This is a genomic window from Paenibacillus sp. NRS-1760 (assembly GCF_050467785.1).
Classification (GTDB): domain Bacteria; phylum Bacillota; class Bacilli; order Paenibacillales; family Paenibacillaceae; genus Pristimantibacillus.
The window spans coordinates 441,502-466,158 of record NZ_JBITPK010000021.1; the positions used below are offsets into that span (position 1 = coordinate 441,502).

General features: G+C 41.1%; 22 protein-coding genes and 1 pseudogene. 8 read left to right on the forward strand and 15 right to left on the reverse strand.

Annotation, left to right across the window (positions count from 1 at the left end; genetic code table 11):
* Positions 1-261 precede the first annotated feature (261 nt).
* Positions 262-1,077 (reverse strand): alkaline phosphatase family protein, encoded by an 816-nt coding sequence (locus tag ACIFSR_RS30065; RefSeq protein ID WP_430062269.1) that lies wholly within the window; start codon positions 1,075-1,077, stop codon positions 262-264.
* Positions 1,078-1,346: 269 nt separating this feature from the next.
* On the opposite strand from ACIFSR_RS30065, the gene ACIFSR_RS30070 reads away from it, so the two are divergent.
* On the forward strand, positions 1,347-1,964 hold the full coding sequence (locus tag ACIFSR_RS30070; protein WP_430062272.1) for a methyltransferase domain-containing protein: 618 nt from the start codon (positions 1,347-1,349) through the stop codon (positions 1,962-1,964).
* A 239-nt stretch (positions 1,965-2,203) separates the two neighbouring features.
* Here the strand turns inward: ACIFSR_RS30070 and ACIFSR_RS30075 are convergent, their stop codons facing one another.
* From ACIFSR_RS30075 to ACIFSR_RS30095, 5 genes are all read right to left on the reverse strand, one after another.
* Complete coding sequence (locus ACIFSR_RS30075; RefSeq protein ID WP_339208197.1) at positions 2,204-4,483, reverse strand: beta-glucosidase family protein; 2,280 nt, start codon at positions 4,481-4,483, stop codon at positions 2,204-2,206.
* Between the two features lie 28 nt (positions 4,484-4,511).
* Entirely contained in the window at positions 4,512-5,759 is a 1,248-nt protein-coding gene (locus ACIFSR_RS30080) for a PTS sugar transporter subunit IIC (RefSeq protein ID WP_339208196.1), read from the reverse strand.
* A 218-nt stretch (positions 5,760-5,977) separates the two neighbouring features.
* The gene (locus tag ACIFSR_RS30085) at positions 5,978-8,473 is read right to left on the reverse strand and encodes a GH39 family glycosyl hydrolase (protein ID WP_430062275.1); all 2,496 of its coding nucleotides are present in this window, start codon (positions 8,471-8,473) and stop codon (positions 5,978-5,980) included.
* 128 nt (positions 8,474-8,601) lie between these two features.
* On the reverse strand, positions 8,602-9,420 hold the full coding sequence (locus ACIFSR_RS30090; RefSeq protein ID WP_339208193.1) for an acyltransferase domain-containing protein: 819 nt from the start codon (positions 9,418-9,420) through the stop codon (positions 8,602-8,604).
* Positions 9,421-9,589: 169 nt separating this feature from the next.
* Entirely contained in the window at positions 9,590-10,996 is a 1,407-nt protein-coding gene (locus tag ACIFSR_RS30095; RefSeq protein ID WP_339208192.1) for an alanine/glycine:cation symporter family protein, read from the reverse strand.
* A gap of 299 nt (positions 10,997-11,295) precedes the next feature.
* Between ACIFSR_RS30095 and ACIFSR_RS30100 the strand changes: the two genes are divergently transcribed.
* Positions 11,296-11,622 carry an antibiotic biosynthesis monooxygenase family protein gene (locus ACIFSR_RS30100; RefSeq protein WP_339208191.1) on the forward strand — a complete coding sequence of 109 codons (327 nt, stop codon included), beginning with the start codon at positions 11,296-11,298 and terminating at the stop codon, positions 11,620-11,622.
* A gap of 96 nt (positions 11,623-11,718) precedes the next feature.
* On the opposite strand, the gene ACIFSR_RS30105 is transcribed toward ACIFSR_RS30100, so the two are convergent.
* Positions 11,719-12,429 carry a response regulator transcription factor gene (locus ACIFSR_RS30105; RefSeq protein ID WP_430062279.1) on the reverse strand — a complete coding sequence of 237 codons (711 nt, stop codon included), beginning with the start codon at positions 12,427-12,429 and terminating at the stop codon, positions 11,719-11,721.
* Complete coding sequence (locus ACIFSR_RS30110) at positions 12,422-13,594, reverse strand: sensor histidine kinase (protein WP_430062281.1); 1,173 nt, start codon at positions 13,592-13,594, stop codon at positions 12,422-12,424. Before ACIFSR_RS30110 ends, ACIFSR_RS30105 begins: the two co-directional genes overlap by 8 nt.
* 335 nt (positions 13,595-13,929) lie before the next feature.
* Here ACIFSR_RS30110 and ACIFSR_RS30115 point away from each other — a divergent pair, with 335 nt between their 5' ends.
* Positions 13,930-14,262, forward strand: a complete 333-nt coding sequence (locus ACIFSR_RS30115; protein ID WP_430062284.1) for a response regulator transcription factor — start codon at positions 13,930-13,932, stop codon at positions 14,260-14,262.
* A gap of 107 nt (positions 14,263-14,369) precedes the next feature.
* Here ACIFSR_RS30115 and ACIFSR_RS30120 read toward each other — a convergent pair whose 3' ends face one another.
* The 5 genes from ACIFSR_RS30120 to ACIFSR_RS30140 all read right to left on the reverse strand — a co-directional run bounded on the left by ACIFSR_RS30120 (position 14,370) and on the right by ACIFSR_RS30140 (position 19,228).
* Positions 14,370-16,241 (reverse strand): flagellin, encoded by a 1,872-nt coding sequence (locus ACIFSR_RS30120; RefSeq protein ID WP_430062287.1) that lies wholly within the window; start codon positions 16,239-16,241, stop codon positions 14,370-14,372.
* 266 nt (positions 16,242-16,507) lie between these two features.
* Entirely contained in the window at positions 16,508-17,473 is a 966-nt protein-coding gene (locus ACIFSR_RS30125; RefSeq protein WP_430062290.1) for a proline dehydrogenase family protein, read from the reverse strand.
* An 82-nt stretch (positions 17,474-17,555) separates the two neighbouring features.
* Positions 17,556-18,362: a helix-turn-helix transcriptional regulator gene (locus ACIFSR_RS30130; protein ID WP_339208185.1), complete on the reverse strand. Its 807-nt coding sequence runs from the start codon at positions 18,360-18,362 to the stop codon at positions 17,556-17,558.
* A 123-nt stretch (positions 18,363-18,485) separates the two neighbouring features.
* Complete coding sequence (locus tag ACIFSR_RS30135) at positions 18,486-18,815, reverse strand: carboxymuconolactone decarboxylase family protein (RefSeq protein WP_339208184.1); 330 nt, start codon at positions 18,813-18,815, stop codon at positions 18,486-18,488.
* A gap of 14 nt (positions 18,816-18,829) precedes the next feature.
* Positions 18,830-19,228, reverse strand: a complete 399-nt coding sequence (locus ACIFSR_RS30140; RefSeq protein ID WP_430062293.1) for a tautomerase family protein — start codon at positions 19,226-19,228, stop codon at positions 18,830-18,832.
* A 110-nt stretch (positions 19,229-19,338) separates the two neighbouring features.
* On the opposite strand from ACIFSR_RS30140, the gene ACIFSR_RS30145 reads away from it, so the two are divergent.
* From ACIFSR_RS30145 to ACIFSR_RS30160, 4 genes are all read left to right on the forward strand, one after another.
* The gene (locus ACIFSR_RS30145) at positions 19,339-20,226 is read left to right on the forward strand and encodes a LysR family transcriptional regulator (RefSeq protein WP_430062297.1); all 888 of its coding nucleotides are present in this window, start codon (positions 19,339-19,341) and stop codon (positions 20,224-20,226) included.
* 115 nt (positions 20,227-20,341) lie between these two features.
* On the forward strand, positions 20,342-20,665 hold the full coding sequence (locus ACIFSR_RS30150; RefSeq protein WP_430062300.1) for a PadR family transcriptional regulator: 324 nt from the start codon (positions 20,342-20,344) through the stop codon (positions 20,663-20,665).
* Between the two features lie 6 nt (positions 20,666-20,671).
* On the forward strand, positions 20,672-21,271 hold the full coding sequence (locus ACIFSR_RS30155; RefSeq protein WP_339208179.1) for a DUF1129 family protein: 600 nt from the start codon (positions 20,672-20,674) through the stop codon (positions 21,269-21,271).
* A 53-nt stretch (positions 21,272-21,324) separates the two neighbouring features.
* Positions 21,325-23,037 carry a M56 family metallopeptidase gene (locus ACIFSR_RS30160; RefSeq protein ID WP_430062303.1) on the forward strand — a complete coding sequence of 571 codons (1,713 nt, stop codon included), beginning with the start codon at positions 21,325-21,327 and terminating at the stop codon, positions 23,035-23,037.
* 75 nt (positions 23,038-23,112) lie between these two features.
* Here the strand turns inward: ACIFSR_RS30160 and ACIFSR_RS30165 are convergent.
* Positions 23,113-23,526: pseudogene (locus tag ACIFSR_RS30165) on the reverse strand (CatB-related O-acetyltransferase); the annotation flags it as partial.
* A 26-nt stretch (positions 23,527-23,552) separates the two neighbouring features.
* Positions 23,553-23,987: an Lrp/AsnC family transcriptional regulator gene (locus ACIFSR_RS30170; protein WP_430062306.1), complete on the reverse strand. Its 435-nt coding sequence runs from the start codon at positions 23,985-23,987 to the stop codon at positions 23,553-23,555.
* Between the two features lie 156 nt (positions 23,988-24,143).
* Between ACIFSR_RS30170 and ACIFSR_RS30175 the strand changes: the two genes are divergently transcribed.
* Positions 24,144-24,608: a VOC family protein gene (locus tag ACIFSR_RS30175; RefSeq protein WP_430062309.1), complete on the forward strand. Its 465-nt coding sequence runs from the start codon at positions 24,144-24,146 to the stop codon at positions 24,606-24,608.
* Positions 24,609-24,657: the final 49 nt, after the last annotated feature.

Below are 24,657 nucleotides of genomic sequence, written 5' to 3' on the forward strand. Positions count from 1 at the left end.
CTCCTCGTTAGAAGGAAGTCAACAGCAGTTAATTATTATTTTAAATGACTTATTTTTGCAATTTTTGCAGTTCTAAAGTGAAGATTGTATGCCCCTGTTTATGTTGTCAGATTCACTCGCAAGGCCACCTATTTTAGCGAAAATAGCTCTTCTTTTATTACGTATTTAGTAATGATTTGTCTATATCCCCAAAAAAACAGCGCGTTCCTTAGTTAAGGGCGCGCTGTTTATTGGGTAAGCTCAGCTTTTGAATAAATAAGATCAAGGATTAAAAAGGCCTTCAGGCAGCTTGGCTTCCCAGCTTCTTGCATTCAGCCCTAGTGCGTGGAGAACAACTGCCGCCGTATCTGTAATCATAAGCTCACCTTGAAGCGTGGCATTATGTTTAATTCCAGGACCAGTGCAGCCCCAGAAGATCGTTTTGTCCAGTGAGTGATCGCTGCCATGCTGATAAGCCTGCTCTCCGCCGCCCCCATGATCGGAAACGACAATAATCAAGCTGTCTTTCAGAAGCCCCGTTTCTTCAATAGCTTGTAATATGATTCCTGTACTTTCGTCCGTCTCTTCTATGGCAAGCAGCTGCTCAGGTGTATTGAATCCATGCTGGTGCCCCGCTCCATCGGGCAAGTCTAAGCCGATAAACATCAGCAACACATCGGGATTCCCCTTAATATATTCAGCAGCCGCAAGCGAAAGCTCACGGTCATTCATCGATACTTTATGCACATCGATCGTCGATTCGATAATGCCATCGTTAATTGGATTCCAGACGCTGTACGCCGCCATTTTGGCATCCGGCATGTTATCCCGAACGATTCGAAAAATCGAAGGATATTGCGATTGCTCGGGAAACGTATGTTCACTGGCGATATCATTCGTAAGACCATGTTTTTCAGGGCCTACTCCGTGAAGAAGCGATCCCCAGCATTGCGCACTAATCGTTGGTGAGACCGTTTGAGCGTCAAATGTGAACGTACCTGTACGAATTAATCGATCCAAATTAGGTGTATGCGCATCTTTCACGAAATTCCCTGCTCCATCCCAACCTATAATGAACACCCGTGCTATTTTCTCCATTCATCATTTCTCCTCTTCTATATGAATTAAGTGCTGCCCCAATCCGACTCATGATTTCCATGTTTATCATACTCACCTACCTTTACAAAGTCAACATAAAAACAACTAATAACAACTAAAAACACATTTTTAGTTTTTTATTTATTATTTTTTGAGTATTTTGTTGTTTTCTATTATAAGGACTTTGCTTCGGTTCACTTAAAAGCTGTTATACATATAATGGTGGATGCCAAGGAAATGGATGAAATAAAAGGAGGCTAATGATCAACATGACCGAAGAACAAAAGACGCCATTTGACTATAAGACGTATTGGGACAACAATTACTCCCAAGGCGGCACATCAGGCAGCGGTTCTTACGGTGTGCTGGCGGACTTTAAAGCGGAGGTAATTAATTCTTTTATAAGCGAACACGGGATTCAAAAGGTAATCGAATTCGGATGCGGGGATGGAAACCAAATATCGTTAATGAGCTATGAACAGTATTTAGGTTTGGACGTAGCCAATTCCTCCATCGATATTTGCGCGCAAAGATTTGCCGGTGATCGCTCCAAAAGCTTTCTCGCCTACAACCCTCGACACTTCGTTAACCATGGTTATCTAACATGCGAGCTCGTCGTTTGTTTAGACGTTCTTTACCATATTACGGATGACCATGATTTCAACAAAACATTGAACGACATTTTCTCATGCGAGGCGGAGCATGTCATTTTATATACGCGAATTACTAGCGCCGACGAGCCAAACTTCGTGCCGACGATTCGAGATCGGGATATTTTAAATCATTTGAAAGCCTATAGCAACTACAAAGTTGAGCGTATTATCGAACAAAAACATAAGCATTTATCATCTGCGAGCTTCATCATATTGCAAAGAGAAGAAACCTGAATTAAGCAATAACTAAATTTAATTTCAAAAAAAGAGTGTCCTACAAGTCAATAATACTAACTTTACGGACACTCCTTTTCTACTTCTAATTGATTTGAAGATTACCATGGCCAGAACAGCCTAAGATCAGAAATAATAACTACTTATTTTCAGCTGTTGATGTGGTGACATAAACCAAACAAGCGGTCCTTCTATAGGCCGCTTGTTTTTTGCTTTTTCTAAACCTTTGACATCCATTGTTATCGATCATGCCGTTCAAGCTCAAACGTTTGAATTAATTGCTCCATAACTTGATCAGGCGATCTGTCGGTCAACCATTTTTGACCAAACATTTGAATGATTTTAATGGCTGGAAAGTCTCCCCAGAATCCGACAAACTCCTCATTTAAGTATACCTTGTCGGACACATGGCGATTCATCTCGTTAATGCAGTCGGTCAGAATCAGCTTCGCTCTTTGATGATTGAGCCAGTCATTTAATAAACTGAACTTATGAAGAGCGATTTCTTCACTGCCGAAATCACACAGCACTCTCTCCCGAATGCGGATATCCCGTGATGAACTGCCGATTACGAATTCATAATAACCTGTCTCTGCGACCCATTTGTTATATTTCGTATTATAATAAGCAAGATCTCTCTCTTCGAGTAAGAAACAAACTTCCTGCTTCTCGCCAGGCTCAAGGGCGAGCTTAGTGAATGCCTTAAGCTCTTTTTCAGGACGAACCCAATCGCATTCCTCGTCATGAACATACAACTGCACCACTTCCTTGCCAAACACATCTCCTGTATTTTCGACACTGCAAGTGACAGTTATTTTACCCTCTTGCTGTATCGCCTTCAAATTTGAGTAAACGAAGGACGTATACGATAAGCCGTGCCCGAAAGAAAATTGCGGAACAATCTCCTTTTTGTCGTAATAACGATATCCAACGAACAAGCCCTCTCGGTAAAACAGCTTCCCATTTTCACCCCGCACACGCATATACGATGGATTATCGGACAGCTTAACAGGGAAAGTCTCAGATAATTTACCAGAAGGATTCACGTTCCCGAATAAAATGTCGGCTATCGCTTTGCCGCTGCCTTGTCCGGCAAGCCATGAATGAAGGACGCCAGGTACATGCTGCACCCACGGACGCATCGCAAGCGCTGATCCGCTGCTTGTGACGACTACGCATTTCGGTTGTACTGTGGAAACGGCTTCAATTAGCTTAATTTGATGCATAGGTAGATGAATACCTTCTAAATCATGCATTTCGGATTCTGCATATTCAGGTTGTCCCACAAACAGAATCGCTATATCCGCCTTCGCCGCAAGTTCGACGCTTTCTTCGATGAGGCGTTCATCCACGCTTTCGTCCGTAGGATAACCCTCTGCATAGGACAGTACAATTGAATCGCCTGCAATTCTACACATTTCCTCCCAAGGAATATCAACTCGGGAAGGTGTTACTTTAGCACTGCCAGCTCCTTGGATTCTCGGCTGCTTCGCGAACTTTCCTATGATAGCAACTGATGCTGTCTTCGCCGTGTTAATCGGAAGAATATCATTATCGTTTTTAAGCAGCACAATGCTCTCTGACGCCGCTTTCCTTGCCAATTCATGATAATCGATAGCTGCTTGTTCGTTTCTATTTATACCTGTTTCGGTCGTTTTTTGCACCAACTCGATGATTCGGCCGACAACCTTATCAAGTAGAGCTTCTTCAAGCTTGCCTGCCTGAACAGCTTCAACAATAGCTTTCCTATTGTAATGGGCAGGCCCAGGCATTTCTAAATCTAGGCCTGCCTTAAGACCGCGAATGCGATCATTGACAGCTGTCCAGTCGGACAAAACGACCCCTTCATATCCCCATTCTTCACGTAAAATATCGTTCAGCAAATGTTCGTTTTCGCTTGCATAGGAACCGTTAACCAGATTATAGGAACACATAATTGTCCACGGATTTGATTTTTTAACTATCCGCTCGAAAGCGCTCAAATAAATTTCGCGCAGTGTCCGCTCATCAACCTCCGAACTTGTTACCATCTTTTCATACTCTTGATTATTACAAGCAAAATGTTTAACCGACGCACCGACGCCTTGGCTTTGCAAGCCGTTTACGAAGGAGGCTCCAAGCTCCCCTGACAGGCATGGATCCTCTGAATAATATTCGAAGTTTCGTCCACCCAGAGGGGTTCGCTTCATGTTTATCCCAGGTCCAAGAAGCAACTGAACGCCCATCTGTCTCCCTTCCTTTCCAAGAGCGACTCCAACCTCATGCAGTAGCTCCACATTCCACGAAGATCCGATAGCCGAGCCTGTTGGATAACAAGTGGCTGGTAAATTTTCGCCTGTAATGCCTATTTCTTCGTCACTATTTGTTTTACGTATGCCATTCGTTCCATCGTACATATGGATAGACGGGATCCCCAGACGATCGATCTCCTTCGTCATCCACATGTTTAGACCGGCGCATAGATCAGCTTTTTCTTCCAGCGTCATTGCTCTCAATATCGTTTCTGTTGCTTGCTTCATCTTGTAATCCTCCTCTTTCCTATCTTGCCTATCCTTCTTGCCCTTCGGCTTCTTGCTGTTCCTTCTTTAGCTCCTGCATGTCGTAAACTTTAAAAAACGGAAACCAAACGACGAAAATAACAAACAAAACTAGGGCAAGCAATAAAAGTCCGTTTAAGCCAGACAATAAATACGTGGACAAGCCGATTGGCGTATACCACAGTTGAAACACTTTACTTGGGATGTCCACAAGGCCGAGATCCAGCACGATGTATACTATAATTGGCGTTATAATGCCGTTAATCCACATCGGCACCATCAATAACGGATTAAAAGCAATCGGCGCGCCATAAATGACAGGCTCATTAATATTGAACAGTGAAGGGACGATAGTCGCCTTGCCGATTGAACTCAATTTTTTCGACTTTGCAAATAGGAACCAAATAACAAGCGGCAATGTTGCGCCGAGACCGCCGACCCCTACCCAGCCGGAGAAAAAAGTTTCAAACGTATTGATGTTCACGGGCTCCATCCCTTGTGCAACCAAAGCAGCATTTTCCTCGATGGCAGGAATCCATATGGAATATAATATCGGAGTGATTACCCACGGGCTCACGCCAAAGGAATAGAGTACAACACCAACGAAATTAAACAAGACGAAGCCTGCCAAGCTTTGGCTAATTGTGTTAAGCGGCTCAAACAAGCTCACGATTAGAGCGAAAATATCGAAGTGCAGCTGATAAATAAGAAGCCAGCCACCAGTCAGAATCAAAGCGATAGGGACGAGAAAGTCAAACCAGTCCACAATAAATTCTGGCAGATTTGTATCTTTCTTGAACCAAGAGAAGCGGTTAAACGCATTCATGACAGCTGCTACTGAAATTCCCACTAAGAGTGCTGTGATCATCCCAGACGGTCCAAATCGCTCAAGCACAAACTTGACTGTTCCGTCATCTCCGAACGTAGGCTTAAGCAGCATGAGGAACAGCGACAAACCAGTCGCACCTGCAATCAGCTTAATTTTATGGCGTTCCTTCTTCTGCATGACCATGTAAGGTGTGAGAAAAGCGATAAAAATGCCGAGAAGCCCGAAGCTAAACGTTGTTATTGGCGTCAAATCAGGCATTCCCGGAATATAATCCTTCAAAATAGAAACAAGCGTAATCAGTGAACCGATGAAAATCATCGGCAGTGTGACCATAATCGCTTCTTGAATTGAATCCACCCATACATTTTTGGTAAATGCTTCGAGTCGAGGCGCGAATTTCTCGGTCATCCACTTCATCAATCGATCCATTTTCATTCCCCCTACATGTTATATTCTGCTCTGTTTGTGATTGCTTACTTAGTATAAAATCATTTGTTAGCGCTTTCTTGTTCTTATTTGCCGCATGATGGTCTGTTTTTTGTCGAATCGCTCTCGAAAGCCATAAAGTTGCATCTAAGTGTTTGAATTGCACAGCAAAAAACACCCCTCGATAGCTGGGGCGCTGGCTTTTAGAGCTTGTGACATGCTCAATATTGCTTTAACAACGTAATTAACCTAACCCCGTGAGGCGGAACTACGAATGTATGTTCATAGCTTTCCGCATCGGTTATAAGCTCCGTCTTCATTTCGGGACCGGTTTTGCCTTGCAAATAATTGAGTTCCTCCTTCGATGGGTATACAGGCGTTCCCATTCGAATCCATTCATCAAAAGCAGAGCCATGCTCTCGGTCAAGCTGATAGCTCGTCATTTTATAGCTGCTTTTCAAGCCTTGCAGCTTTATTAGAAATGCTTTGTCACCCTTTTCTTCAAAGATGGAGTATCGGCTTTTTTCCGTCAGACCTGACCAATCGCCGCTTGCGAATAGTTGATCCACATGCACATAATGGTACATTAAAATTTGCAGGCTCCCATCATTATGACTCGTTACGATATAACCATCCCCTCGAGTCACAATCTTCTCTCCCAGCTTGGCAAGCAGTTCAAATGCATAATAGCTAGGCTTCTTGAGGCCGTTTCTATTAATTAAACCGAAACCTCCATAGAAAATGGACGGTGGGACATGGCTTTCTTCAAAAACGTCAGTGAATGACCAGAAGGCAATCGAATTCATTGTGCCTAACGTCTGAAGAGCTTGATGGATGACAAACGATGCCATAAACATCGTATCATGCACCAAATTTCGGTCATAGAGGGAGAAGTTCCACTCCGTCATATGAAGCTCCATATGCGGGGCTTCATATGCGCCAATTTGCGATCTTAACTTATTCACGCTGTCGAGATAGAAGGATGGCGGCATAATCGTCGTCAACGTGTCAGCCTCGTCCTTCAGATTCGGATATTCGGAATAAACATGGAATGAGAAAAAATCAATGGGTACATTCCCAGCACGGCAATAAGACATAAAATCAGTCGCCCAACTTTCATTCCAAAGTGATCCATATCCAAGCGCAGGGCCGCCTACCTTCAGTTCAAGATTTATCGATTTGATCGAAAAGGCAGTTGATTTGTAAAATTCAAAATACTGCTCCTTCGTTCCCGCCCAGCAAACGCCAGCCAGATCAGGCTCGTTCCACACCTCAAAATACCACTTCTTTACTTCATCAATTCCGTAACGATTCAAACAATGGCGAACAAACTGACGGACAAGCGAATCCCACTTGTTCTGGATAGCTGGAGGAGCGATATTGCCCTTCCACAAAAAAATAGTTTCGCTTGAACGGCGCAGCAGCGTTGGCATGAAGCCCAATTCTACAAAAGGACGTATGCCCGATTGAAGTAAAAAGTCATATAGCTTATCAACATAGGCCCAATTATAGATTGGTTCGCCGTCATCCGTCTCGTTGTATATCATCATCTCGTCATTAAATACGCCATGGAAGCGTATATGAGTGAATGCTAGGTTTCGCTGCAATTCCAGAAATTGCTCCTGCCAATCCGCTCGCAGCCCTTCTATAGCTCTGCCGGCAGTAGTTATCCGATTCCAATGGGGCACGAATGGTTGGCCTGATTCATCCACGCGTACTTTAATGTCAACCTTGTTATAAACAACACTCTTCGCTACCAGTGCGTTCGTTCCTTCTTCATCCCGCTCCAAATAACGGTACAATGATTCCATCGCAAGAATAGTGTCGGTTTCATAATAATCACTGCTTGACGATTCCTCGTAAGTAATCGGCTTCCTCGCAGGCGAGGCAGGCATAGCTGAAGACACTGCTTCCCGAAACGCGCTTGGAGTACATTCGTACTTCTCTTTGAAATATTTATTGAACAGCTTCACATTAGCGAATCCGCAGTCATGCGCGATTTGCGTCATGCTTTTGCTGGACTCCGTCAATTCAATGACTGCTTTCTCCAAACGGACCAATGTTAAATACTTCTGGAATGGGATGCCGATTTTATCACTGAAGAAATGAGAGAAATAATGCAGGCTTAAATGCTCTTGATCGGCAATCGTTTGCAATGATATCTTCTGACTGTAATGGCGGTCCACGAACTGGAGCACGCGATTAAGCCGTTTATAGTCAAAAGCCTTTCCCTCCGAGAGTGTTGCTTCGATTAGGCCTGTTGAAAAATAACGCAGCAAATGACCAATCAACATATGGAGAAAACCCAATGAATAGTTGCGGCAGCCAGGAGCTTTCTTGCTTGCTTCCCATGCCATCTGCGCCAAGCAGCGGCGAATTTTATCATAATTTTCACGGTTTTCATCCGTCTGTTGCAAGGAATTGCATCCGATAAACGAGCCCTCATCCATCAATTCCGGGTTAAACTGCAATGTCAGCAGCACATTGTCCTGACTCGTTCGTTCGATTTTGTGTACAGACATGCTGCTGACAACGATGATATCGTCCTGCTGCAATAAATACTGATGTTGGTCCAAATAGATGGTGACAGAGCCCTGCAGCACATATATAATTTCAATTTCCTTATGCCAATGAAAATGAACATGTGCAACACTGTTGACGAACAGACGAATCGGGAGGTCATCTTGATGCTCGATAAACTCATAAAGGTAGCGCATAGGCAGGTCTCCTTTCCGATTTATATGATGTACCGAGTCTATCTTCTCATATTGCTCAAGTTTAATCTTCCTCAACCACTTCTATAAGCTAAAAACCAGACAATGACCAATACTTACAGAAAAAAATACTAACTCTCCCCATTTATTTTGATCCCATAACCGCTCCCCAGCTTGTGACCTGCAACCAAATAAGCTTTGGCGCTGCGCTGTAAACTAGTTTGCTCTTCATATTCGAATGGATTGTCTTTCAATTGGTTGAATATCCTTTGTTCTGCTTCCCTTGAGGCTGCATCAACATCATAAATGTAAAAGTGCTTTTGAAACTGTATGATATTGGAATCAACGCTTAATACTTCACTTAACTCCGGATAAAGCAGCCATGAATGACAAACATACACCGGTGATATTCCTCTAAAAAAAGCTCTTGCCAAAACAAATGACTTTTCTACACTTTGAGGGTCAAGAGGCTCTCCGGATGGAATATGTACATTGAGCACAATTTGATCTTTAACTACCTTTTGCCCGTTAATTACTACATCAGAATTCAGAGCGAGTGGCTGAAACTGTAATCTTCCCAATCGGAATAAGCGCAACTGAACATGCTCCTTCATCCAGTTGTATTCTTCAATTCCGTATTCACCGTAATCACGCAAACAGTTTTGGCTCCAAATCTGGATATCAGAGAAGGTATCGTAATAAACGACATCCTCAATCCCTCGAATTCGATACTCCTCATAGGCATCTACTGCAAATCTTATAAATAAATATAATAATAATTTTCGATAGCTCCCTGTTTGCTTTACAGTCTCAAAAAAAGAGTCTCGATCTAATTGAAAATGCTGTTTGTATGCCTTGTATTCCTCTTCCATCATACGGTAGGCAAACATATGCTGCTGAGCCGATTCATCAAGCCTGATACCTTCACAAAATTTTGTTATGTCCATCATATTTCGCCTCATTCCGTTCGGATATTTCATCGATTATCAACCCATTCAAATAAAACTGAGCCGCTTAGGATAAGCTTCGTTTTCCATAAATAAAAACAGCTTACTCCTGAAGAATATAGAAGTAAACTGCTTTTGGCTATCCAATTATTATTTTTAAAAATGAATCTTTCTATTTGACGTCTTTGTCATCCCAGCATTCCACGTCTTCCAAACCTTTGACGCTGCTCTTCACAAATTGCGGATCACGCCCTGCCTTCTTCTGCTGCATATAATTCCGCAGTACATCAAAGGCGATTCGTGATAAAAGAGTAATGGCGATGAGATTGACCACCACCATCAGTCCCATGAACAAATCTGCTAAATCCCAGACAAGCTGCACTTTGGCAACCGACCCGAAAATGACCATCGCCAGCACACAAATGCGGTATAGCCATAACCAGACCTTACTGGTGTTGAGAAACTCAATATTCGTTTCCCCATAATAATAATTGCCCATCAATGTGCTGAACGCGAACAGAAAAACCATGATCGCTAGGAAGCCCGATGCCCATGAACCCATGTGTACGCTCAGAGCTGCTTGCGTGAGTTCAATTCCACCTAGTCCCTGCTGTTCATACACGCCTGACAGCAAAATAATAAATGCTGTACTCGTACAAATGACTAAGGTGTCAAACAGAACACCAAGCGCTTGGATCAAGCCTTGCTTCGCTGGATGACTGGTCGTTGCAGTAGCTGCAGCATTGGGTGCACTGCCCATCCCTGCTTCGTTAGAAAATAAACCGCGTTTTACTCCATGCATAAGCGCTGCGCCAAGTGATCCTCCGGCTACTTGTTCTATTCCGAACGCATTTTTTACAATTAAAGCAAGCACTGCCGGCATATCTGTAATATTTATCACAACAATCGTAAGAGCAACCCCAATATACAAAACCGCCAGCACAACCACAATATATTCGGATAGCTTGGCGATCCGCTTAACACCGCCAATAATGATAACAGCAAATATCGCTGTCATAATCAATCCCACTGCCATTCGATTGGTGCCAAAAGAGTTCTCAAAAGCAATCGTAATCGTGTTCGACTGTACAGCATTAAATACGAGCCCGAAGGACAGCGTAATTAAGATCGCAAATAAGGCGCCCATCCACCGCTTCTTTAAACCCGCTTGCATATAATAAGCTGGGCCTCCGCGGAAGCTCTCTCCGTCCTTAATCTTGTAAACCTGAGCAAGCGTACTTTCTACGAAGCTTGAGGCTGAACCAATAATGGCGATGATCCACATCCAGAACACAGCCCCTGGTCCACCTAACGCGATCGCGATAGCGATTCCGGTAATATTCCCTGTTCCTACACGAGCTGCCATACTAATGCAAAACGCCTGAAATGGTGAAATGCTGCCGCGCGGACCGCTTGTGGACTCAAACAGCAGACGGAACATTTCCTTTAACATACGCAATTGCAGTACATTTGACCGCAGGGTGAAGTAAAGGCCTATTGCAATAAGCATAACAATCAACAGCTTTGACCATAAAAAATCATTCACAATACCAATTAAATCTTGAATCATTTGCTCCATTTGTTTCCCTCTCGATGTCGTTCTTAGAATCCATTCATAGTTATACTTCCCAAGGCAAGGAATTAATAACAATGTAATTTCATCTATTGATGTGATTGCTCGAATACTCATTTGTGTAGGAATATGTAATCTTTTGCTACCATCAATCTAATATTCGGAACAAACTATGATAGCACAAACGTTATGTTTTTCAAAATACACATATTGGTTTCTGCTCATCCTGTTGTTTATTTTCGATAAGAACAACTGTATAATTATTTTCTTTAAACTTTATATGAACAAATTCAAGGAGGCAAATCATGAGTGAAATTGCTAAAACGCCACAACCGCCTTATTATGCTGTCATATTTACATCAGAACGAACAGCAATTGAGAACCAATACAAAGAAATGGCGGATGAAATGGTGAAGCTTGCTTCCGTTCAACCGGGTTATCTTGGTGTAGAAAGTGCGAGAGAAGGGCTAGGCATTACCGTGTCTTATTGGGAATCCCTTGAAGCGATTCAAAAATGGAAACAAAATGAACGGCATTTGGTCGCACAACAACAAGGAATAGCGGAATGGTATAGCAGCTACAAAACAAGAGTTTGCAAGGTCGAACGGGATTATGGTTTCGAAAAAAACTAAACAAATAAGCATGGCACCGCATCATAAAATACTTCGTACGACTACGCAAAAAAGCTGACTTCGGGTTATCCCCAAATCAGCTTTTTCGGCAATCGACTACGTAGAACTCGGGGGTGATGATGTTCCCGAAGAATGATGAAGATATGCGATTGCTTCCGTTCGGCTGGAGACCTTCAGTTTTTTGTAAATCGCACTCAAATAATTTTTTACTGTACCCGTCGTTAAAAACAATTCAGAAGCGATAGCTTGATTCGACTTCCCTTGTTTCAACTGCATTACAATATTTCGTTCCTGTGCGGACAAACCATTCAGCATGTCATCAGTCTGCTCGATTGAATAAGGCTCGGAAATTTCATTGGGTGATCCTTGTTCATGCTGTTCTGGAAAGTTAAGAGCCTGTACAAGACGTTTCTGAATGCGACTGGGATAATTGATTCTCCCCTCTAAACAATCCTGAATCGTAGAGAGAAGCTTCTTAGTCTCAACCCCTTTAACTAAAAAGCCGTTAGCTCCATACCGTATCGCTTCCCATATGTATTCCTCATCCTCGAACGTTGTCAGAACGAGCACTTTGGTATCCGGAAACTCAGTTTTGATTCGTTTTGTTGCTTCCAAACCATCTAACTTCGGCATATGGATGTCCATTAAAACCAGCTCAGGGCGGTGCAATCGCACTTGCGCTATCGTTGCCAACCCATCACACGTTGTAGCTACAACTAAATATTCTTCCTCCATACTTAAAATAGCTGCCAAACCATCGCGAATTAAGGGCTGATCGTCTGCTATCACAATCGTTCTTTTAGACAATTTGCTCCCTCCGCTCTATCGTTTTCCTTTGAATAGGTATGCTTATGTCTAGTGCTACACCATCGGCAGCACGCTCGTTCAAAATCGTTAATTCTCCGCCAATTTCCTTTACTCTCTCATTCATCGCTTTCAAACCAAATCCATGAACAAATTGCGATGGAACTTTTCCATTATTGGATAAAATAAACCGGATCTGCCCATCACGATGAGTTAGCGAAAACTCAAAATGGGTACAGCAACCATGCCGAATACCATTAGTAAGGCCTTCTTGCAATGCCCGATAAATCGTTATCTCGACTATTGGCTGCAGTTTAGGCAATGCTGCATCAATCTCGAATTTAATTTCCACCTGAGTTTGTCTCATCGTTTCATCGATCAGCTTAATAAGCTCAGGTATAAAAGGTTGATCTAGAACATTTTCATGCAGCAGCTGCACCGAGCTTCGCACATCATCCAAACCATTGTGAATATATTCTTTCGTTCTATTGATCATATCTTTTGCAATCGCATAATTGTTTTTCTCAATCGCATGTGCTGCTGTTTGCAGGCCGGCTAACGCTGATGTCAACGTGTGTCCAACGGAATCATGAATGTCACGGGATATTCTAGTCCGTTCTTGTAATTGTGTTTTCTTTGCTAACTCAATGGATGCGATTCGCAGCTGCTCATTGTCTTTAGCCAGCTGATTCTTTTGCTGAAAAGCAATTTTTGCAAGGAGGCTTATCCCAAAAATTGCAAAGTAGTCGATGATACGAGGCAACATATAAGCTATTTCTTTAAAGGGCGGGAATTGGTGATAAACCAAAAGTCCTAGTACAAAACTGAGATAGCTCACCGTAGTAAAGATAATCGAAAGGTTTCTGCTGCGATAAAAGCTAAATTCTCCAACGAGAATTAAAATATAAATTTGTGCAAAAAAGCTTTCCGACCCTATCGATATGACAGAAGCCAAGGCTAATTGTATAGATAAACATAAGATGCCTGTCCATCCCTCGAGATTGATTTTCATGATGTAATTTCGAATGAGGACGATTGCTATATACGTACATACCAGCAATAAAAGTAAAGCAGATAGCTTGCTCGTATGAAACAATAAGCAAACCGTCGCTCCTATTACAATGATGAACAAGATGTGAGTCATTTTGTTATTTAATTGTACATCCATAGTAATGCCCCCGAGTGGGATGATAGATTTACCATTTATTTTATCATAAACATGACTTAAGTCATATGTTCGAGGTAAAAGCAGTCGAAAAATGACGAAAAAGCGATTTTCTAATGATCTTCTTCATCTAGAATAAGCCTTTCGTATTATCTATAATGAGAAAAGTTGGATAAACAATTAAGAGTGGCAATGTTTTTTTCTGCAGGTGAGAGTAAAAAAGTTCAAGGGAGACTTGTAGAAATGCTTTTGATCGTATGGAACGCAATCGGTTGTTTGCTTCTCATTTTAAGTGTGTTTTTCTCAATCCGCTTAATACTAGAAGGTAAGCATACACAGTGAAACTCTCCTATGAAGTGAAGAAACCGTCATATGAAGCGATATTTAATAATAATTACGATATAGAAAATGAAGATGTTAACGATTTTCTAATTCGAAGATTGAATTCTGTAATGCAAAGTTTTGCAACTCGTTATCGGCTGACACAGCGTGAATCAGAAATTCTCATCCTTTCCGTTGTGTATGGATTTACTAATCGCGAGATCTCCGAAAAATGCGTGATCAGTGAAAAGACGGTCAAAAATCATCTATCAAATCTAATGAACAAAATTGGCGCTCGATCCATGCGAAAACTATTTTCACTGCTGCTCTTCCATGCCTTATCCTCTTAAAAGCAATCCTCCTGCCATGCGGCAGCCATTTAACCAATCTACAACCAATAGCGAAAATGCAGATGCCCTAACAACATGAAAAACCTACCATAAAGGTAGGTTTCATGTTACTGGAACAAATGTAAAATAGCCTGTGGATTCTGATTAGCCTGAGCAAGCATAGCTTGTGCCGTTTGATTCAGAATACGCGATTTGGTTAAATCCATCATCTCTTTTGCCATATCAGCATCACGTATTCGTGATTCTGCTGCGGTTAAATTTTCGGCATAATTTCCTAAGTTGTTCGCTGTGTGTTCAAATCGATTTTGCAATGCTCCATAAATCGTTCTATAGTTTGTAACTCTTGCTATGGCATGATCTGCTTGAGCTAGCGATTCACTAGGTATGGCCGGCGGTAAAATAGACATATTGGCAATACCCAATCCTTCTAGCTTCACACTGAAAAGGGGAATAATCATCGTTTGATTTTCATTTGCCCCGATTTGAATATCAAGTCGAGGCGGAATATAGTCTACATCCTTTATGTCCGTAGTAACTGTTTCAATAATAGAATCAATTTGGCTTGTCGTTTTATTCGTTACGAGGTAAACATCTTTCTTAAAATTAAAATGATTTAGCACAATGCCAAATTCCAAAACAGCGCCATCATCAAGATCCGTCGTTTCCCATGATGGAGTAATAACATTGGGGCCAGAGTTTGACGATTGCAAAATATCGCTTCCCGTTGTTAATGAATTTGGCTTAACGTAGCTTCCGCCATTCAGGAATGAAAAATCGTAATTCACAAGATCGTTTGATAGTTCAAACACAGTCCCTGAACTCGGTATTTCCGTTTGATTAGCAGTAACGCCTGTGGGAACTCCGCTGGAGGATGAAATATTATATGATCCGTCGTATTCCGGCTTAAAACCAGCACTAAATTTAATTTGTTTATCATCTACACCGGAATGATTTCTAATTTTAAACTCTGCTTTAAAAGCCGACCCATCCGTCGACATAATTTTTTCGATTTCAATACCATCTTTTTCATAAACAGCTGTAATCGAGCTCGAAGTTATAGTCGAACTCGTTAAAGTAAAGTTATCAAGGGTATGAGAGATACCGTTTATTTCAACAGTTATGAACCGATCTTCAAATCCACCAAAATCAGGGTACTGTCCAGCTGTCGTTCCACTTGGTATAAGCTCAGTCTGAAAAAACACATTATTAATGGAAAGATGCTTAATATCAAGCTCTTTATATCTAGGATCGCTGACTAGTTCTCTTCCATAATAATAGGTACCTGTAGTTGTTGTCTCTGTATGGATATGTTCATTTTTTTCATAATTGTTATACCCCTCACGTCCATCAGGTGAAGTAATAGGTGTGACTGAAGCGCTAAAATTGTTAACGTTACCGATCGTTGTATTCGTATTCGAAGATTGAGCGGTTACGGGAACCTCAGTCATACCAATAGGAAAAAAGGATGTTGTCCGTTCATTAATTATAGTCGTTGGAGGAAACGGTCCCGATGTATTTACTTTAATCGTATGACTTGAACGGTCGGCTAATATTTGATAGTCATCTCGTCCCAAAAGATTAATGGTATTGAATTCCGTTTGGGTAGCAATTCTATTTATTTCTTCTTTAAGCTGTTGAATTTCTTGGTCAATTTTCTGTTTGTCTTCAAACGTATTCGTATCATTCATACCTTGAATAATCAATTCTCTTTGTCGTTGAATAATATCCGTTATTTCCTGATATCCGCTTTCAGCAGTCTGAATAAGTGATATACCATTTTGAACGTTTTTATGTGCTTGATCTAACCCTCTGATTTGAGCTCTCATCTTCTCTGAAATGGCTAGTCCTGCTGCATCATCAGCTGCACGATTAATGCGTAGACCCGAAGACAGCTTTTCCGATGCTTTAGACGTTTGGATATTATTTTTCTTTAAACTATTATGAGCGTTAATAGCAGATGGGTTATTATTAATTATCATTATGGCTTCTCCAGTTCGTTTATCAAGCGAAAGTTTAATTAGTTTACGGTTAAAACATAGTCTTTGGAACTACTTATATCTACAATTCTAGACCAATGTACCCAAAACCTCCCAAACATTAAAATAAATTTCCTTAGGTGCTCATTTTTTTATAAATAAGCAAAAAAAAAACGCTCGAAAATTCAAGCGTTTTACGATTATTTTATAGTGTACTTCAGCATATTTGCTCTCACGCGAAAACGAAAGCATCACTCCAATCAGTTCCTTCACTCATACGACTGCACAGGCTGGAGTCCCTCATGACTTACCGTATCTATAACAGCTTGAAAAAGATTGGGCGGGTACTCCGCAATGCGATGGCACAAGTACAAATACCATTCATGTCCATAAGTAAGATAAATCCTGATCGGATGTCCTGCTGCTTTCAGCTTGCTGCTCAAATCTGGACGAATGCCATACAGCATTTCAAACTCAGCATTAGAGCTTGATCCCACTCCTTGATTAAGAAGTTGTTCAATAATGGACTCATCATGGGTAGCGATCGATACACGATGTCCTTGGCGGAGCGCGCTCTCAACAAGTTCAACATAACGATTATTTAGCGCTGGAGAACGAGGTAACGAGTATTCACTGGATTCTTGATACGCGCCTTTGACGATGCGGATACGGCTAGGTGAGGATATAGCTGCCAAATCCTGCGGAGTTCTTTTCAAATGTGCCTGCAACGTAATGCCGACATTCGGATAAATAGAAGCAGCTCGCTCAAATATAGACAGTATTCTATCCGTCTTCGAGGACTCTTCCATACTAATGAATAGTTCAACGCCAGCTTTCTGCGCCTGCCCAGCTAAATTCATAAGATTCGAATAAGCAAGATCCGTATCCAGCGAGAGCCCGATATGTGATAGATCAAATGATACTCGTGCGGAGAGCTCATTTTGCCTTTCATGGATGAGCGTCATCATTTCTGTAACTGCTGCCTCACATTCAGCGACATCAGCTGTATTCTCGCCGATATACTCGAGTGATACCGCGTATCCTTTGGCGGAAAGCTCGCTTGCTGCTTCAACTCCATCTTGCCTTGCTTCACCGGTTACATACCGCGCAGCTGCACGTCGCAGCATTTGGTTAAGCTGTGGCGTTTGCTCCACATATGACTTTAGGTCAGGACGACGAGCGATAGATTTGAGCGCAGCTGTAAATTGTTTTTCTAAGCCTGATCTGTGATGCATAATGGTCCTACCACTCCTTCATTCAAATAAATCTAAGTTTACAAGCTAGACAGGAAGAGGTATTGTATAAAATTGCTCAATTTCAAATAGACAAAGCATATTTTTGCGGCGTTGCCCCAACGATTTTGACAAATGCTTTCGAAAAGTGACTCTGGTCATAAAAGCCCACTTCTGCTGCAATTTCGGATATTGGTCGCTGCTTGGTCAATTCCAGCTTTGCATGATTGATTCTCAGCAAAATCTGATAAGCGTGCGGAGGCAGATGACTCCATTTCTTAAATAGACGTACAAGATGAAATCTGCTGATACCCGCTTCATTCTCCAGCTGCTCCAACGTAACATTTTCGTCAAAATGTGCATGCAGATACTCTTTAATGAGTTTGACGTACTTTTGATCCTGTTTACGCTGTGATTCATGTTCAAGATCTTCCGTATTCTGACTAACGAGTGCTTGTACCAGCTCGATTAAAGCCGTTTCGATCTCAAGCGGAGTACCTTTGCTAATAAGTGCCTCCATCGTCCGGTTTATTTGCAATCGACAAGCATTATTTTTACCCTCTTCCAGCAAGTACGGGATATCAAGCTGGCCAAGCTCTGTATGATTAAGGCCTTTAAACCATTCGGGCTTGATGAAAAGCATCTTGTACTGCCACTCCATATCATCAAGAGGATGACAAGCATGCATCATTTTTGGCGGAAAACTAATGACTCTTCCCGCTTCAACCTGAAGAAGCGTTCCATCGCACCATGCGCTCGTTTCACCCTCATCTATAAGTCCAATCGAATATTCCTCATGAAAATGCTTTTGATAGGCAAGATCGCTCCTCATACATCGCTTTGCTTCCAAAAAAGGCAGCGAATCCTCGCGGTAAAAGGTCACAGTTGACATGCTTGTGTCCTCCTCTTAGGCTTTAACTTAACTATTCCACAAGCTTTAGTATATCATGATTCTAGTGATTCCATGGACAGCCATCTTCACAAAAAAACACGCCCGAATTGGCGTGTTCCATCTTTATGTCTTCTCCTCGAATACTTCCTTCGCAACTTGAATCGCCGACGCGGCTCGCGGCCATCCAGCGTAAAACGCGAGATGCGTCAACGCTTCGATCAACTCTACTTCGGTCAGACCGTTCTCATTTGCAAGGCGGAGATGATATGAAAGCTGTTCTGTAAGTCCTCCGGCGACTAGCGCTGATATCGTAAGGAGACTGCGTTCCCGAAGCGATAATTGTTCTCTTCTCCACACGTCCCCGAACAGTACTTCTTCCGAATAGCGCACGAAAGCAGGTGCAATATCCCCAAATGATTCTCGGGCAGTTGATTTGATTTTTCGATGCTTCATTATTATGCCTCCCCCTAGTTGTCTGGACGTTCGATCATTTGTGCTACGCCGTTACCGAATGTCCAGTCCTCGAATTCCGTATCGACCAGTACGACGAAAACGTCTTCTTTCCTCATGTTAAGCGTATTTGATAATCGTTCGGCTAACTTTGCGTAAAAGTTTTTTTTCTGCTCGGTGCTTCTTCCGGATTTGAGCGTAATTTGAATATAGAGCAGCCCGTTACTTCGCTCTATATTTAAGTAATTCCGGCTAAAATAAAACTCGCTTTCTTTGTGTGAATGGAAAACTTGAAAGTAATCATCTTCCGGCACGTTAAAATGCTGAATTAGTGCATTCATAATCGCCTGGCTTATGATGGGCAATTGCTCTTTCCCATATTGGTTTTCCATGTAACTTACTCTGATGAATGGCAATTTTATATCACTCCTTCAATGGGATAACTTAATTTTACTCCCCGCAAATTTATTTGTATAATTGAATAAAATGATATTTTAATTCAATTATACCGATGGAGATATGTGCTATGGACTTAAAGGAATTAATTACGTTTCGAACCATTATTCAAGAAGGAAACTTCACCAAAGCGGCCGCAAAATTGAATTACGCGCAGTCTACGATTACTAATCAAGTCCAGCGGCTGGAGAAGGAAATGGGCATCCAGCTATTTAAGCGAGGATGGGATGCAGAGTTAACCGCTTCTGGACAAATTTTTGCCGTCGAAATTGACAAGCTCATTCAACACTGGAACCAAGTAACTGAGCAAGCGAAAGCTTTGCAAAGAGAGGAGATTGGCTCCCTGCGCATCGGAGGGCTAGCATCGATATTCGAGCATGTGCTGCCCAGCTCTCTGCAGCAATTCCAGGAACTTAAACCAAAAGTAGCATGTCACTTTGTCAGTGGGAACACCGACTCCTTGTCACGAGCGGTACTCCAGAACCAACTGGACTTTGCCATATGCGGAGAGCCTACCGATTTTTCTTCATTTAGCTTTGAGCCACTATATAATGAGAGTATTTCCTTCATTGTAGCGAACAACCATCCCTTGGCTGAAAGAAACGGAATAATATCCTTTGAAGAACTACTTAACTATCAAATGATCGTTGGAGGAAATACCTGCTTGTATTATCTGCGGTTAGCTAAGCAATATTCCCATTACACCGAAACCCCTTTTTTATATACGGTGAATCAAATTTCGGCTATTCCTTCATTCGTTCAGAGAATACCTTCCGTTGGAGCCGTTCTAGATTCAACAGCGTTACCCACGAATGTTGTGAAAATTCACGTTGAACTGAAGGATTCAGCCATTCCAGTCGGTTTGCTGCAATTACGTAACACGGAGTATAATTCATCATCCAAAAATCTTTTCATGCAATATGTAAAAGAGAATTCCCCTCAAATGATAATATCTTAACTTGCATTACAATTAACAATTGGATAGTATGAAATAGCTAGCTTGTATTGCAAGTTAGCTATTTCTTAATTCGGTACCTTGTTGCGCAATATAGATAGAGGCTACGATTGGAGGAATGCTCGTGTTCACTCAAATGGTTAGAGGGGTGCTTGAGGGATGCCTTCTTGCAGTCATTGATGAAGAGGAAACGTACGGATATGAAATTATGGAGAAACTCGCTCTTAGTGGCTTCGTGTTCGCGAAGGAAGGGAGCATCTACCCACTCTTACTTCGTCTAGAGAAAGAAAATATTGTGGCAAGTACACTACGCCCCTCTGCTTCGGGACCTAACCGCAAATACTATCGCCTAACTCTTAAAGGAGAACAGCAGCTTCAATTATTCCGTGGAAATTGGTACGAACTAAGTAATGCGGTAAATAGTATTATTGAAAAGGGATGATGACTTATGTTGAACAAAAAAAATAAAACCCTCTTAAACGAAATGAGATTCTACATTCAGAGTAGTTTTGCCATACCGGATACCAAAGCTAGTGAGATCCTAAATGAACTCGAAGATCATTTATTAATGGCTCAGCGTGAGGGGAAATCGTTCGAACAAATCTTTGGCCAAGATCCTAAGTCCTATTGTAATGAGATCATCAAGGAACTCCCTAAATCATCGAAATGGGAACAAATAAAAACAATAGCACCCCTAGTTCCTTTGCTTCTTATTTGGCGTTTTCTAAACGGTTTCAGTGGACATCTAACCATTCCGCTATATGAGAATATCGTGTATTTAGCACTCTCACTAGCTTTGTCCTATGTTTTATTCACTATTCTTCGTGCTGGTTCTTTCTCCTCTAAGCGTATATCTTTCTGGATGATGTACGGACTAGGAACGATCATTTCGCTCGTATATGTTGGATTCTTTCTTGTGTCCGATCGTATACTACCTGCTGAACCACATCTCATTCTTCATGATGGCGCTGCTTATATTACCGCTACAGTCAGCCTTGTCATCATTCTCTATTCGTTGTTTGGTGCACTTCTGAAAAAGAAACGTTAACATCCACATCAAACAAAAGTGCTGCTTAGTTAGTTAGAAGGGTAGGTCATTATATGTTCCCAAGTATCTTTGAAACTATGTTATATCTATTATTAGGTTGTATTATTAATATTGTTGGTGTCTTAACTGGAAGATGGAGTAGTAAATTGGGTTATGCAAGTGAAATTACCGGAGCTATTTTAGCAATTGGATTTATCTTTTATCAACAGGGCTTTCCAGAAGGTTTCATTCATTTTGCGTTTGTTTCGGCTGGGTACTTATCAATGTCTCTTTTAATGACTGGTCAGGGAAAGTATAGCGAGTTAATGGAAGAAGTCATCCAACTAGAAGTCGAGGAAATAGGGATTATTCGAAATAATCAACGGATACTTGGGGAATTAGGAATTTCAATCCTTGTATTTGCTGGTGCCACCTTATTTTTGATATACGGACCGGAATATAGCCTATTAAAATATTTTATTGTATATGGGATGCTCATTGCAATTACCGAAATGATTAAACGTCTTGTGATATATTTTACAACTAGCCTCTATTTTTCTAAACAACAAGGCAACTTATATATCATGTCCCGCTTGAACTCAAGAAAATTTTCAATCAAAGATATACAGGAGATAACCATTGAATCAACGGTAGACCTGTTAAAGCTTCATCCCTATCTCACCCTATTCACATCAAATACCGACTTCACAACTAGCTTTAACAAAGTGCTGCGACTTCAATTACCAGGAGAAACTGTATACCTGACAATTAAAGAAACAGAAAAGTGGAGAACCGAATTGGGTTCAGAAATGAAATTTGAAAGTACTATTGAAAATGAGGTTTCCGTTCTCCCATTCTATCATAAACGGAATATCAAACGGCTCCTAGGCAAGTTCTATTTTGCGGTAACAGTAAAGGGGGTATCCGCTTATACTGGAATGATATTACTCTTATATACCTTTAGAACTCCTGCGTGGTTGATGGTTAGTATAGCGATTATTTATTGGTTATTTAATATATATATATCTGATCGTGTACTAAAGGTTGCCATGGATGCTAAGGTTGCAACCGATCCTAAAGTGATATCAGCAGCTGAAAAGGTATTTGCTAAAGCTGGTATTCCAAACGTGAAAGTTTATGAAACTGACTCCGCACAATACAACGGGCTAGCAACAGGTATGAATATTGGACGGTCAATGGTGACTTTAACAACCGCTACATTAAAATTGCCCATAGATGCTATTGAAGGTATATTAGCCCACGAAGCAGTTCATGTGAAGAAGAGAGATATCCTGTATGGGCAACTGTATAGAATTCTATTAATGTTAATTATGGTTGTTGCACTTTTAATTATCTTCAAACAAGTTTCTGATATTGAAGCTTTAGCTATTCCTTTATTTTTTTCAGTTTGGTTACTCATAATTCTATTTCCAGTATTTCAATCATTTTGTTCTCAATTGATGGAAGTAAGGGCAGATCATCTAGGCGCTTCATTTCTTGATGGAGGAACGATGCAAATGGCTAATAGCTTAGCGACTCTTGCTGCATCCCAAGATGAAGCGATGAAAAAAACTGCAGAGTATAGTATGAAGAAAAATGATCTGAAAGAAATAAAGTCCACTCTTGCAAGGTCACCTTGGTTCTTAAGGTTCATGGAATTCCAAATAATGGATCACCCGCCGATGTACTGGCGAGTAACTACATTAAGAGCTCATGGTCATAAATGGGGAAAAGAAATTCGTAGACGTTGGTGGATCGACCGATTTAAGGAGTCATTTACAAAGTGATCAATGTTCTACTGTGAGGAATATGCATACAATAAAAAACAAAAAAACAGCATTTCTGCTGTTTCGTTTCAAATCCTACTCCTTATTCAATAGCTTCTTTAGTGTGGCAATATCGTTAACCGATACTAATTGCTCAAGATTCTCAAATATCTTTTTCTCATCCCAGTCCCACCATTGAAGTTCCAACAACAGATTGATCATCTCATCACCGAAACGCTTCTTAATAACGTTTGTAGGATTTCCGCCAACAATTGTATAAGGTTCAACATTTTTTACAACAGTTGAATTCGAAGCAACAATCGCACCGTCACCTATTTTTACCACCGGCATAATCGTGACATGTTGTCCTAGCCATACATCATTGCCAATTAAAGTATCGCCTTTGAAAGGCAGCTGCTCTATCGTTGGAGTGACCTTTTCCCAACCTCCCCCAAAAATATTGAAGGGGTAGGTAGTTAAACCATCCATCCGATGATTAGCACCATTCATATCGTCATATTTACACTTTCTCTCTACTAGATTAAAACCCTGTTTTCCAACATATTTTTCAAACTGATATGAGACTTTGAGGGTCCGAACTTGATTAGAGAATCTTGAAATTCAGCCAGTTCCTCAATGGATGCGGTTTGCACCTTAATAAGATAATTATATTCTCCACTAATCCGAAATAAATCGGTTACTTCCATAGCATGTTCACAAAAGTCAGTAATCTCTTTGCAATGTTCTGTTTTTATTAAAATAAACGTGGTCGTGCCTCGATTCATTTCACGTAAATTAAAAACGGTATTGTATCCAGAGATAATGTTTTTTTCTTCCAACTTGATTATTCTTTCTTTAACGGATGGTTGTGACATCGATACCTCTTTGCTAATTTGAGAAATGGACAACCGTGCATTGTACTGAAGTAATGCCATAATTTTTTTATCAATGTCATCCATAGGATGTTCCATAGTAAGAGCCTCCTGATCATTAACATGAAATAAACCTTTTCATCTAAAATACCTTATATTTTATAACCATATTACTATAAAGTGCTTATCTTTTGCATGTCTCTCATCCTTTAATGCCTCTATAATTTACATATATTATTTAAGGAGAGATTAGAGATGAGCGTAAAAGGCATTTCACATGTAGCTATCCAAGCTAGAGATTATAAAGCAACGATTGCATTCTATATTGAGGTTTTAGGGTTCAAGTTAGGCCATCATTGGAGTTTACCCTTATTTCAAATTAAGGAAGCTTCCATGCTGGTTTCACCTGACCAAAGGACCTGTATTGAGATTTTTGATAACGATGCAGTCATTCCCGCTCAAGGGAAAAAAGCATTAACTGAAAATGATATCGCTCATGGAGCATTATTGCATTTCGCCTTTTATGTAGATAACGTAGATGAAATGTATCAAAAGGCACTCGCTCATGGGGCAAAACCTTTTGTAGCACCGGATTGCCTTTCTCTTGGCGAACCGCCTCTTCTTGTAAGAAACGCTGTTATTCATAGTCCAAATGGGGAAATCATCGAATTTATAGAAGCTGTTGATTTTGATATGTCCGCCAAACCACATGTAAATTAATGCTTTCAAAAACGCAATAATTTAAGTATAAAAAAACCACGTCCTTAGG